The following is a 12,251-nucleotide window of genomic DNA, read 5'->3' on the forward strand; positions in this document are numbered from 1 at the left end:
CTTTCCTCTTTATGAAAATCAATTACATCCAAACTGCCGTAGTCATACTTTTATGTACACTTTTCATCTATGCAGGGATTTTCAAGGCTATGGATTACCAGTTATTTCTCTCCGACCTTAGTAAATCCCCTTTGCTGGTAAAATATGACAAAACCTTATTGGCCCCGGTTGTACTGGGCACTGAATTTCTGATCGTATTCTTATTGGCTTTTAATTTAACCAGAAAAACAGGACTCTTTCTCTCTTTTTTTGTTATGCTCCTGTTCACGTTATATTTAAGCACACTAACACACTTTTTTTTTTACACAAATATCCCTTGTTCATGCGGAGGTATCCTGGGTAAAATGTCTTACCCAACACATATTATTTTTAATGCTGCGTTTACGTTAATGGCTGCTACGGCTATACTGGTGAGCGTTAAAAAGCCAATTAATCTAAAAAAAAAAAAGGAGAGGCCTTCAGACTTCTCCTTTTTTTTATTTATTAAATCGAATTATAACGATTTCAACCAAGTGATGACTTCATCGCGGGTCTTACCTGTTTTTTGCTGTAATTTACCGTAAAGCTCATCTTCTTTACCTTCCTCATGTTTCAAGTCATCCTCAGTAAGTTCTGCATATGCCTGCTTCACTTTACCTTTCAACTCATTCCATTTTCCTTTTAACTCTAAACTGTCCATAGTATTTGTTTTAATTAATGATTGTTTCGGATTAGGAACAGCTGGAAATTAAAATTGTTTGCAGGAAATTTATCATAGAACTGTTTTATTCCAGACAGCTCTATGATATTATAATTTCTGAGCAGAATCAATAATTTCTTCCACCACCCCCGGATCAAGCAATGTACTTGTATCACCAAGATTTGAAATCTCGCCTTCAGCAATTTTACGGAGTATCCTGCGCATAATCTTTCCTGAACGTGTTTTTGGTAGTCCGCTTACAAATAATATCTTATCTGGCTTAGCAATAGCTCCGATTACACGTGTTACTGTTTGCAATATATCTTTTTTAGTCAGTTCAGGTTCTTCATGCATTTTCGGATAAATTACGAAAGCGTATATCCCCTGCCCTTTTACCTCATGGGGATAACCTACTACAGCACTTTCCACTACACCAGCGTGCATATTGATCGCATTTTCTACTTCGGCCGTACCAATTCTATGTCCTGAAACATTGATTACATCATCTACCCTGCCAGTGATTTTATAATAACCATCTTCATCACGCATACATCCGTCACCGGTAAAATAAAGGTTTGGATAAGTAGAGAAATAGGTTTGTGCATCATCTTTCATGATCGCCATAAGTAGTACGCAATATACCAGGCCACGGGAATTTAATACAAAGATTACCGTTTACCCCATTTCCTTCAATCTCTTTTCCATTCTCATCAACCAGAATCGGCTGTATTCCTGGTAAAGGCAGAGTCGCAAAAGCCGGTTTTAAAGGTGTTACAAAAGCGATTGGTGAAATCATTAACCCACCTGTTTCTGTTTGCCACCAGGTATCTACAATCGGACAGTTTTTATGCCCTACTTCTTCATCAAACCAATGCCATGCTTCTTCATTGATTGGTTCCCCTACAGATCCTAAAACACGCAGGCTGCTCATATCAATTCCTTTTAAAGGCTCTGTACCAAAACTCATCAGCGAACGGATTGCAGTTGGCGCGGTATAAAGAATATTAACTTTATGCTTTTCTACAACTTCCCATAACCTTGATGGTGTCGGATAGGTAGGAATTCCTTCAAATATCAATGTAGTGGCTCCCTGAGAAAGCGGGCCATATACGATATAAGAATGTCCGGTAATCCAGCCAATATCGGCAGTACAGAAAAACACTTCGTCTGGCTGATAATTGAATACATTGGAAAAAGTGTATCCTGCATAAACCATATAACCGCCTACAGTATGCACTACACCTTTTGGCTTACCTGTAGAACCAGACGTATATAAGATAAACAACATATCTTCTGCATCCATTTCTTCTGCAGGACAAATTGTATCAACTAATTTAATTTCATCTTCAAACCATAAATCACGACCCTTTAACATAGAAACAGGAGTACGTGTGTGGGTAAGCACAATAACTTTCTCCACTGTAGGACAACCGATCAATGCATCGTCAATTACCTCTTTAAGTTGAATTTGTTTATTTCCACGGAAAGATCCGTCTGCTGTGATAACCAGTTTACAAGCTGAATCATTGATTCTGTCTGCAATTGATTTGGCAGAAAAACCTCCGAATATAACCGAGTGTACTGCACCGATACGTGCACAAGCCAGTACTACTGCAATAGCAAGCTCAGGAACCATCGGCATATAAATACAAATTCGATCGCCTTTTTTTACACCATTTTTCTTTAACACATTAGCAAAACGACATACCTGTTCGTGCAGAATTTTATAGGTCAGTGTCACACTTGGTTTTTCAGGATCATTTGATTCCCAGATAATCGCAGGTTTGTCACCACTTTTTTCCAGATGACGGTCAAGACAGTTCTCGGTAATATTCAACTTCGCACCCTCGAACCATTTAATCTGCGGATCAGTGAAATTCCAGGATAATACTTTATCCCATTTCTTTTTCCATAGAAATTTTTCTGCTATTCCGCCCCAGAACTCTTCTGGATGCTCGACACTGAACTTATAGGTTTCCTCGTACTCGGCTAAAGATTTGATTTGCATAATATATTTGGTGATAATTTTAAGCTAATATAAATTATTTGAGAGGTATTAAAAGATTCTTATAGCAAAATATATGCTGTCAGTTCATTATAATAGAGCATAATAAAGCAATGAATCGCGTAAGATTCGTATTTATGGGGTATTTATGTATCTTTGCCGGAAGAGCAGGATTAAAGAATCCATAAAATTTGAAAAATAATCACATGGACTCTTGATCGTTACAAATATTTTCGTGATATTTGCACACTCTTAAAAAATTAAGCGAAGAACAATTTAACAATATATATTAAAGGCATGTCTAGAGTTTGTGATTTAACCGGAAAAAAGGCTATGAGTGGTTTTAATGTTTCTCACTCAAACGTTAAAACTAAACGTAAGTTTTATCCCAACTTACAACTTCAGAAATTTTATATTCCTGATGAAGACCGTTGGATAACACTGAAAGTTTCTACTTCAGCTATCAAAACCATCAATAAAATTGGTATTACTGAAGCTATTAACCGTTTCGTAAAAAAAGGATTTTTGTAAAAACATTGTTGATGTGAATCAACTAAATTATTAATAAAATGGCAAAAAAAGGTAACAGAGTACAAGTTATTCTAGAATGTACAGAGCATAAAACTAGCGGCATGCCTGGTATGTCTAGATATATCTCTACAAAAAACCGTAAAAATACAACTGAGAGATTAGAATTGAAAAAATTCAATCCGGTATTGAAGAAAGTAACTGTACATAAAGAAATTAAGTAATACATTTCCAATCTATTTAGATCATGGCAAAAAAGGTAGTTGCAACCCTTAAAACGGGTAAAGGTAAAGAATATTCAAAAGTTATTACGATGACTAAATCACCAAAATCTGGTGCTTATTCTTTCAAAGAAGTTATCGTTCATAACGATCACGTTAAAGATGCTATTGCTGGACAAGGCAAGTAATTTTAATATTTAATGATATTAAAGCCGTCCCTATATTTATGGGAGGGCTTTTTTTGTTTTCATCTACATTTCTATGGGACTATTCGATTTTTTCAAGAAAAAGGAAACTGCTCCTGAAGCTCAGGAAGTATTAAATAAAGGTTTAGAGAAAACTAAAAACGGGTTCCTTAAACAAAATCACGAAAGCTGTTGCCGGAAAATCGACAGTTGATGATGATGTTCTGGATAATCTGGAGGAAGTACTGGTTACTTCGGATGTTGGTGTAACGACTACACTAAAAATCATTGAAAGGATTCAGGACAGAGTAGCAAAAGATAAATATTTGTCTACTTCAGAATTGAATCTGATCCTCCGTGATGAGATCCAGCTTTTACTGGCTGAAAACAACAGCAATGATTTCCGTAATTTCGAATACGGTGATCATAAACCTTATGTAATCATGGTAGTCGGTGTGAATGGTGTGGGTAAAACTACCACTATTGGCAAGCTTGCACATAAACTAAAAGCTGAAGGGCTTAAAGTAGTATTGGGTGCGGCAGATACTTTCAGGGCTGCAGCTGTTGAGCAGATTAAATTATGGGGTGAGCGTATCGATGTAAGAGTAGTTGCCCAGGCAATGGGTTCTGATCCTGCTTCTGTAGCGTTTGACACTATACAATCTGCTGTTGCAAAACGGAGAAGATGTAGTGATCATCGATACAGCCGGAAGGTTGCATAATAAAATCGGTCTGATGAACGAGCTGGGTAAAATCAAAAAAGTGATGGAGAAGGTAATTCCTAATGCACCACATGAGATTTTACTGGTACTTGACGGATCAACCGGACAGAATGCGTTTGAGCAGTGTAAACAATTTACAGAAGCTACAGATGTAAATGCACTGGCAATTACTAAACTTGACGGCACGGCCAAAGGTGGTGTAGTTATTGGAATCTCTGATCAGTTTAAAATCCCTGTTAAATATATCGGGGTGGGTGAAGGTGTCAATGACCTTCAATTATTTGATAAAAAAGCTTTTGTTGACGGACTGTTTAAATAAACAATCCGTTTAAAGCATATATATAAAAACAAGATGAACACAAAAACGACTTCTAAAATTATCCCTGTTAAAAAACCAAAGATCAACGTAATTACACTGGGTTGTTCCAAGAATATTTACGATTCTGAGGGTTTTGATGGGTCAATTGAGAGGGAATAGCTTAAATGTGGTTCATGAAGCTAATGAAATCAATAAGGACGACATTATTGTTATCAATACCTGCGGCTTCATCGACAATGCAAAACAGGAGTCTATTGATACTATCCTTCAGTACAGTCAATTAAAAGAAGAAGGAAAAATCAGTAAAGTAATTGTAACGGGATGTCTTTCGGAACGTTATAAACCAGAGCTGGAATCAGAAATCAAAAACGTCGATGCCTTTTTTGGTACTAACGATTTACAAAACATATTACATTCATTAGGTGCAAACTATAAGCATGAGCTAATTGGAGAAAGGTTACTGACCACTCCTTCACATTTTGCTTATTTTAAAATTGCAGAAGGCTGTAACCGCCCATGCTCTTTTTGTGCGATCCCTTTGATGCGTGGTAAACACGTATCGACAGAGATGGAGGCTTTAGTAAAAGAAGCTAAAATACTGGCAGCAAACGGAACTAAAGAACTGATCCTGATTGCGCAGGATTTAACCTATTACGGTTTAGACATTTACGGTAAACGTAACCTGGATGAATTGTTAAGACGTCTTTCAGATATCAATGGTATTGAATGGATCAGGTTACAATATGCTTACCCTTCAGGATTCCCAATGGAAATTCTGGATGCAATGAACGAAAGAGAAAACATCTGTAAATATCTGGATATGCCTTTACAGCACATCACAGATAATATGCTAAAGTCAATGCGTCGTGGAATCACGAAACAAAAGACTATTGACATCGTTAACCAGATCAGAGACAAAGTTCCTGGAATTGCAATGCGTACTACACTTATCTGTGGTTACCCAGGTGAAACTGAGCAGGATTTTGAAGAAATGCTACGTTGGGTAGAAGATACCCGTTTCGACAGATTAGGTTGTTTCACTTATTCTCATGAAGAAAAAACTCATGCCCATAACCTGGTAGATGATGTACCAGATGAAGTAAAACAAGAGCGCGTTGATGCGATCATGGAATTACAACAGGGAATTTCATACGAGATCAACCAGGAGAAAGTAGGTCAGACTTACAAAGTTCTGGTAGATCGTAAAGAGGGAGATTTCTTCATCGGACGTACTGAATTTGACTCTCCGGAGGTTGATAATGAGGTCTTAATCGATGCAAACACAGGTTATGCTGCAAATGGTAGTTTCGTAAATGTAGCGATTGATCGTGCTGAAGATTTTGATCTATATGGACAGATTGTAAAATAATATTGCGTTTTGCTGAATTATGGTTTATTAACTTAATTTCGTAGCAATGCAGGCCAAGTACATCTCTTATCAGCAAACACACGCTTTTTCATCCATTGTATTGGATTACATAGATGGAAAAGATAACCTGGAGTCTTTTTATAAGTACTCCCCTACTTTAGAGGGTTTTAAAAAAGCAACCGGAGACCGGAAATATTCTGGCGACCGCAGCTTATTAGTAAGCAGCCTGCATAAGCAGTACAAACATCTGCACCCTCTATTAGTTAAGGAAAACATCAACTTATTAGCTGATGACCGTACGTTTACCATCACGACAGGTCATCAGCTAAATATATTTACAGGCCCCCTTTATTTCATCTATAAGATCGTTACAGCAATTAAGCTGGCGGCCGATCTCAAACAACGTTTTCCCGATTTCAACTTCGTGCCCATCTACTGGATGGCTACAGAAGATCATGATTTTGAAGAAATTAATCATGTGAAAGTAGAGGATAAAATGCTGACCTGGAAAAAAGATGCTGCAGGTGCTACGGGCCGTCTCAATACAGCTGATATTATTGATGCACTGATTGGATATAAAGGTTATTTGGGTATCAGTGAAAACGGTACTGAATTTTCACAAATCGTTGAAAAAGCATATACCGCTAACAAAAACCTTGCTGATGCCACACGTGAACTGGTAGATACCCTATTTGGCAAAAAAGGTTTAGTCTGTGTGGATGCTGATGATGCAGCATTAAAAACTCAATTTTCACCTATTGTATATCGTGATATTGTAGAACAGAACAGTTTTGCACAAATCAATGCGAGTAGTTCTGAATTAGAGAAAAAGGGTTATAAGCCACAGGTAAATCCAAGAGAGATTAATTTCTTTTACATGGATGACCAGCTCCGCGAACGTATTGTAGAAGAAAATGGCGAATATAAAGTATTAAATACTAATATAAGCTTCACAAAAGACACGTTAAAACAAGAAATAGATAATCATCCTGAGCGCTTTAGCCCTAATGTGGTTATGCGTCCGGTATATCAGGAATTAATTTTGCCTAATCTCGCGTATATTGGTGGTGGTGCTGAAGTGACCTACTGGCTACAGTTAAAAGCTAATTTTGATTTCTATAATATCCCATACCCCATACTGATCCTGAGAAATTCAGCATTAGTCATTGATGATAGAAGTGCCCGCAAAATGCAGATCCTGGACATCAGCCCGATCACCTTATTTAACAGTGATGAGCAATTGAAAAATCAATGGATTAAAGCACATGTTGGAGATTCCCTTTGTCTTGATGATGAGCAGCGTGCAATAAGAGCAGTATTTGACCAGATCAAACTGAACTCCTATAAGATAGATAAAACACTTTCTATGTCAGCGGAAGCTGCAAAAACAAAGGCTCTGAAACTGGTGACTAACCTGGAGAAAAAACTTTTACGGGCAGAAAAACGTAAGCACACTACTTCTCTGCAACAAATTGAGACCTTAAAAAACAAGTTATTTCCATCAGGTGTATTGCAGGAACGTGTCCTGAATATTGCACCGATGTACGTTCTTTACGGAGAGGGTTTTATTGAAAACCTGCTAACTGCATTCAAGCCCCTCGATCATAAATTTACGGTTCTATACGCTTAACTCATTCAAATGACCTTTCATACTTTTACAGAGACACGTTTACGGGATTTCACCAAAAGCGTCTTTTTGAGAATGGGCTGCTCTGCCACGGATGCAGATCTGGCCACAGACGTATTATTACGTTCTGATCTTAGAGAAGGAATAGATTCCCATGGTGTAGCCCGATTAAGCGGCTATATACGCCTATGGGAGAAAGAAAGAATCAATGCTACTCCTAACATCAGGGTCGTACATGAAACACCAACAACAGCGACTGTAGACGGTGATGCAGGCCTTGGCCTGGTGGTAGCCCCTTTTGCTATGAACATAGCAATGGAAAAAGCTGCAATATATGGCAGTGGATGGGTTGCAGTAAAAAACTCTAACCATTTTGGCATAGCAGGTTATCATGCATTGCTGGCTGTAGAAAAGGATATGATTGGTATCAGTATGACAAATGCCAGCCCATTGGTTGCCCCAACTTACGCCAACGAAAGATTGCTGGGAACCAACCCGATGTGTTATGCTTTTCCGGCAGGGAAATATCCACCTGTAGTTGTAGATATGGCAACTGCAGCAGCAGCGAATGGTAAACTGGAAATTGCCCAGCGGGCAAACCAACCTATTCCAGAAGGCTGGGCACAAGATAAAAATGGTAATGGAACTACCGATCCGAATGCGCTAAAAAATGGAGGCTCATTACTTCCTCTGGGCAGTGATAAAGACCACGGCAGTCATAAAGGCTATGGACTGAGTGCGACTGTTGATATTCTGACAGCAGTACTCTCAGGAGCTAACTACGGCCCGTGGGTACCTCCTTTTGTTGCTTTCCTGGAACCTTCGGCAAACCCTGTTGGTGAAGGCTTAGGCCACTTCTTTGGTGCGATGCGTATTGATGGATTTCGTCCTGCACAAGATTTCAAGGATCACCTTGATAATTGGATTGAGCGTTTCCAAAGTGCAAAAACCATTGATCCCAGCAAAAGAGTTATTATACCAGGTGAACCAGAATATGCATTTGAACAGGAACGAAAGATATCCGGAATTCCATTGGTAGAACCAGTGGTTAACGATTTGAACGACCTTGCCGATAAACTCCGGATTCCCCGGATCTAAGAATTAAAAAAAAAACACATGCTATGTTCAGGCTGCATTTTTTTTGCCCTTCGGGGCAACGGCCATGCTATGCCTTCACATAGCATATGTTTTTTAAAATAAGTTTCTCCCCGGCAAATCCTCCGCCACTTGGGAAGACGCCTTATGTTATGTTAATCGTTATGTTAGTTGCATTACATTACCAGATAATATAAATGTCCATTGTTTATTATAATATTGGGTGCCGAATTATTAATTTAAAGGCATCCCTGTTCAATCAGCTGGTGCATCCCCTATATTTATCAATGATCCCTAAGTACTTCTAAAATGTTCCATTGAAAGAGAGACCTGCGGCCTTTTGCTGATACATAGGCACCAACGAGTATCTAACTGTCTGTTTACCCACAATTAGCTTTTTGAGATTCGGATAAATCAGATAAGCCAGCTTTGTAGAAGCGATCCCCACTCCTGCACCAGCTACTACGTCACTTAACCAGTGTTTATTATTGTACATTCTTAACACACCCGTTGCTGTAGCTACGGTATAGCCAGCATAACCAATCCAATCCAGGGCGAAACATCTCTGTATTCCTGATTTAGAAATTCAGCAGCAGCAAAAGCATTAGCAGCATGCCCTGAAGGAAATGACATCTGGTCTGCATGATCCGGCCGCTCCCGGCCAATTCCAGATTTACCCGAATAGGTAGTAATATATGCAATGGCCCTCGACAAAATAAAAAGGGCTGTACCATCAACCATACCATGCTTACTTTTCACACCAGCTAAATTCAGGGCATAAAAAGCAACCCCCGGAGCAAACACGAGATAATCATCTACACGGACAGAAAAATCAGGATGTTTACTTTGTAGCTCCCCTTTTATATTAAAATCTAACCTCCTGATTCCATTATCCCCAAGAGAGACCAATCCATAGCCTATTAAAACTGCCGGCACGATGAAAGATTGAACTTTAGGAGGATCCAATCCATGAATTTTCATTACAGATACTTTAGTATTTGAATCTTTATCCACGATATTATGCTGAGCACACACTACTATCCCCGGTAAAAACAAACTATAGCAATAAGACAGAAATAATTCATATGATAATTTCTTTGGATTAAAAGGTGATTCCTAATAGAGAGCAAGAACCTGAACAAAAAAAGAAATTACCAGATTACTAATCTAATAAAAAACGCAATCAAATAATAGCAGGCTATAATCAAATTAACCAGTCTAAAAAACTAACTAACTAACTAACTAACTAACTAACTAACTAACTAACTAACTAACTAACTAACTAACTAACTAACTAACTAACTAACTAACCAACTAACCATGACCACCAACTAAGAACACCAACCAGCCACAATGAGTTATTCCTGTATAAATCATGCTACTGGATAATGAAATAAAAAAAAGATGTGCTATGTGATGGCATAGCGTTTTTTTTTTCCTTCTTCAGGAAAAATAATGCCGCCATCACATAGCACATCTTTTTTTTATTTTCGAAGCCGGTCTATGAAGAAACAGGCTTAATGAATACCGTTAAATAGGCGACTCCACCTGATTTTACTAAAGAAAGAACCATTAGTATCATAGCTCATCCAGATAAACAAGGCTTTTCCGACAACATGATCCTCAGGAACGAATCCCCAGTATCTTGAATCCAGAGAATTATGTCTGTTATCACCCATCATCCAGTAGTAGTCCATTTTAAAAGTATAAGTTGATGCAGGTTTACCATTGATTAACCATCCACCAGCAACCTTTTCTAACTTATTACCTTCATAAATAGAAATAGCACGTTGATATAAAGGCATAGAAACACTATCCAGTTTTACTGTCCATCCTTTTTTAGGAATCTGGATAGGACCCCAGTTATCCGCATTCCATTTTCTGTTAGGGTCCTGTGGAAATACATTAGCTTCCACTGCACCAGGTGCAGCAGTACGCGTAACCACAGAAGCTACAAAATCAAGTTTCTTTACTTTCTCCATCATTACCGGTGTACCTACAAAATTGTAGCTATCCTGAGATAGCGCACTGATATCACGGTCTATTACAAACCCCATTTCCTCGAATACCTGGAAATTAACATCACTGGTTTTAAATTTCACCAGGTAATCAATCTGTCCCGTATTTTTCATCGGTTCAGCCTTTCCGTTGATCGTAACCAATCCGTTTGACATACTTAATATATCACCACTGATTCCAATACAACGTTTAATGTAGTTTTCTCTTTTATCTACAGGTCTGCTTACAATTGTATACTGGCTTTGAATAGCCTGTCTTCCAACTGAACGTACCATATCATAATAATCTCTATCCTGAGCTTCCAGTGCTACGGTATCTCCATCGGGAAAATTAAATACTACTACGTCATTTCTTTTGATATCCTGCATTCCAGGTAATCTGCGGTATTTCCATTGTATACCATCATAATAAGCTTTTGTGCCTGTAACAGGCATAGTATGGTGTGCAAAAGGGAAAGCAACCGGAGTCATTGGTATTCTCGCTCCATAATTTACTTTACTCACAAACAAAAAATCGCCAATTAACAGCGACTTTTCCATAGATCCGGTTCCGGTTGGAATTGTATAAGCCTCAATAAAAAATACACGGATAACAGTAGCAGCAATTACAGCAAAAAGAACGGCATCAAACCATTCTCTGCTTTTAGTCTTTTTTTTTTCGGCGCAGTATCATCATTCTTTTGCCAGAACTTCCAATTCATATGTTTTTTGTTTTTTAAATATAAATATATCAGATATATTATAGAATCCCTGCTTATTTTGCAGCCATTCTGCAGCTACAACAGCGCCCAGTGCAAATCCAGCACGGCTATGTGCAGTATGTTTCAATTCTATTTCATCTACTTCTGAACTATAAATCACAGTATGTGTGCCCGGTATATTTTCAATCCGCTGCGAAGCGATAAGTACCTGTTCCTGTTTAAGCACTTCAATCTCCGGGCTACCATCCACTTCATTTACCCACTCAGATTTACGATCCAGATTTTCAATAATACCTTCTGCAAGTGTCATAGCGGTACCACTCGGTGAATCCAGTTTCTGTGTATGGTGGATTTCTTCTACCTGTACATCATATACAGGATAATTATTCATCACTTTCGCAAGCACTTCATTGATATGAAAAAACAAATTTACCCCAATACTGAAGTTAGACCCATATAATAAAGTATTGTTACGGCGCAGACATTCGTCTTTTATTTCCTGCAATTGACCGTACCAGCCAGTTGCACCTACAACCAGGGGCACATTCGCATCAAAGCAAGTATATATATTGTTAATAGCAGCATCAGGCGTACTGAAATCTATTGCTACATCTGCTTTTCTTAAGTTAGAAACAGTCAGGTCGGCCAAATTATCTGTACCGATTTTCAGGACAACTTCATGCCCTCTTTCTATAGCAAAACGTTCAATAATCTGACCCATTTTACCGTAACCGATTAAAGCTATATTCATTTATTTTTAATTTTAAAAAGATGGTTGGTAA

The 12,251-nt window shown here is 38.2% G+C and carries 11 protein-coding genes and 3 pseudogenes; 8 read left to right on the plus strand and 6 right to left on the minus strand.

Annotated elements, in window-relative coordinates; all coding sequences use genetic code 11:
• Positions 1 to 11 precede the first annotated feature (11 nt).
• Positions 12 to 563: a MauE/DoxX family redox-associated membrane protein gene (locus ACWYN3_RS22805; protein ID WP_456216489.1), complete on the plus strand. Its 552-nt coding sequence runs from the start codon at positions 12 to 14 to the stop codon at positions 561 to 563.
• Here ACWYN3_RS22805 and ACWYN3_RS22810 read toward each other — a convergent pair.
• A complete protein-coding gene (locus ACWYN3_RS22810; RefSeq protein WP_184625682.1) occupies positions 494 to 679 on the minus strand; it encodes a CsbD family protein in 186 nt (61 codons plus the stop codon). The two genes, ACWYN3_RS22805 and ACWYN3_RS22810, sit on opposite strands and share 70 nt — an antisense overlap.
• 108 nt (positions 680 to 787) lie before the next feature.
• Positions 788 to 2,687: pseudogene (acs, locus tag ACWYN3_RS22815) on the minus strand (acetate--CoA ligase).
• A 294-nt stretch (positions 2,688 to 2,981) separates the two neighbouring features.
• On the opposite strand from acs, the gene rpmB reads away from it, so the two are divergent.
• The 7 genes and pseudogenes from rpmB to ACWYN3_RS22850 all read left to right on the plus strand — a co-directional run bounded on the left by rpmB (position 2,982) and on the right by ACWYN3_RS22850 (position 8,753).
• Positions 2,982 to 3,215, plus strand: a complete 234-nt coding sequence (gene rpmB, locus ACWYN3_RS22820; RefSeq protein ID WP_037437638.1) for a 50S ribosomal protein L28 — start codon at positions 2,982 to 2,984, stop codon at positions 3,213 to 3,215.
• Between the two features lie 38 nt (positions 3,216 to 3,253).
• Entirely contained in the window at positions 3,254 to 3,436 is a 183-nt protein-coding gene (gene rpmG, locus ACWYN3_RS22825; RefSeq protein ID WP_008242799.1) for a 50S ribosomal protein L33, read from the plus strand.
• A gap of 23 nt (positions 3,437 to 3,459) precedes the next feature.
• Entirely contained in the window at positions 3,460 to 3,621 is a 162-nt protein-coding gene (locus ACWYN3_RS22830) for a DUF4295 domain-containing protein (RefSeq protein WP_082036098.1), read from the plus strand.
• A 73-nt stretch (positions 3,622 to 3,694) separates the two neighbouring features.
• Positions 3,695 to 4,659, plus strand: a pseudogene (ftsY, locus tag ACWYN3_RS22835) (signal recognition particle-docking protein FtsY).
• A 33-nt stretch (positions 4,660 to 4,692) separates the two neighbouring features.
• Positions 4,693 to 6,028: pseudogene (rimO, locus tag ACWYN3_RS22840) on the plus strand (30S ribosomal protein S12 methylthiotransferase RimO).
• A gap of 46 nt (positions 6,029 to 6,074) precedes the next feature.
• Positions 6,075 to 7,658 carry a bacillithiol biosynthesis cysteine-adding enzyme BshC gene (gene bshC / locus ACWYN3_RS22845; RefSeq protein ID WP_456216490.1) on the plus strand — a complete coding sequence of 528 codons (1,584 nt, stop codon included), beginning with the start codon at positions 6,075 to 6,077 and terminating at the stop codon, positions 7,656 to 7,658.
• A gap of 9 nt (positions 7,659 to 7,667) precedes the next feature.
• Entirely contained in the window at positions 7,668 to 8,753 is a 1,086-nt protein-coding gene (locus ACWYN3_RS22850; RefSeq protein WP_456216491.1) for an Ldh family oxidoreductase, read from the plus strand.
• A gap of 301 nt (positions 8,754 to 9,054) precedes the next feature.
• Here ACWYN3_RS22850 and ACWYN3_RS22855 read toward each other — a convergent pair whose 3' ends face one another.
• The 4 genes from ACWYN3_RS22855 to dapB form a co-directional block, all read right to left on the minus strand.
• A complete protein-coding gene (locus ACWYN3_RS22855; RefSeq protein ID WP_456223117.1) occupies positions 9,055 to 9,246 on the minus strand; it encodes a hypothetical protein in 192 nt (63 codons plus the stop codon).
• Between the two features lie 23 nt (positions 9,247 to 9,269).
• Positions 9,270 to 9,764, minus strand: coding sequence for a hypothetical protein (locus ACWYN3_RS22860; protein WP_456216492.1), 495 nt, complete (start codon positions 9,762 to 9,764; stop codon positions 9,270 to 9,272).
• A 503-nt stretch (positions 9,765 to 10,267) separates the two neighbouring features.
• On the minus strand, positions 10,268 to 11,374 hold the full coding sequence (gene lepB, locus ACWYN3_RS22865) for a signal peptidase I (RefSeq protein ID WP_456223118.1): 1,107 nt from the start codon (positions 11,372 to 11,374) through the stop codon (positions 10,268 to 10,270).
• 66 nt (positions 11,375 to 11,440) lie between these two features.
• Positions 11,441 to 12,220 (minus strand): 4-hydroxy-tetrahydrodipicolinate reductase, encoded by a 780-nt coding sequence (gene dapB, locus ACWYN3_RS22870; RefSeq protein WP_456216493.1) that lies wholly within the window; start codon positions 12,218 to 12,220, stop codon positions 11,441 to 11,443.
• Positions 12,221 to 12,251 lie beyond the last annotated feature (31 nt).

The organism is Pedobacter sp. NJ-S-72 (genome assembly GCF_053890575.1).

What these genes read in the sequence shown, in the direction of transcription:
- ACWYN3_RS22855 (WP_456223117.1), bottom strand. Translation starts at nt 9,246, where the DNA reads ATGTACAATAATAAACACTGGTTAAGTGACGTAGTAGCTGGTGCAGGA.
- ACWYN3_RS22805 (WP_456216489.1), top strand. Translation starts at nt 12, where the DNA reads ATGAAAATCAATTACATCCAAACTGCCGTAGTCATACTTTTATGTACA.
- ACWYN3_RS22810 (WP_184625682.1), bottom strand. Translation starts at nt 679, where the DNA reads ATGGACAGTTTAGAGTTAAAAGGAAAATGGAATGAGTTGAAAGGTAAA.
- ACWYN3_RS22830 (WP_082036098.1), top strand. Translation starts at nt 3,460, where the DNA reads ATGGCAAAAAAGGTAGTTGCAACCCTTAAAACGGGTAAAGGTAAAGAA.
- rpmB (WP_037437638.1), top strand. Translation starts at nt 2,982, where the DNA reads ATGTCTAGAGTTTGTGATTTAACCGGAAAAAAGGCTATGAGTGGTTTT.
- dapB (WP_456216493.1), bottom strand. Translation starts at nt 12,220, where the DNA reads ATGAATATAGCTTTAATCGGTTACGGTAAAATGGGTCAGATTATTGAA.
- ACWYN3_RS22850 (WP_456216491.1), top strand. Translation starts at nt 7,668, where the DNA reads ATGACCTTTCATACTTTTACAGAGACACGTTTACGGGATTTCACCAAA.
- bshC (WP_456216490.1), top strand. Translation starts at nt 6,075, where the DNA reads ATGCAGGCCAAGTACATCTCTTATCAGCAAACACACGCTTTTTCATCC.
- rpmG (WP_008242799.1), top strand. Translation starts at nt 3,254, where the DNA reads ATGGCAAAAAAAGGTAACAGAGTACAAGTTATTCTAGAATGTACAGAG.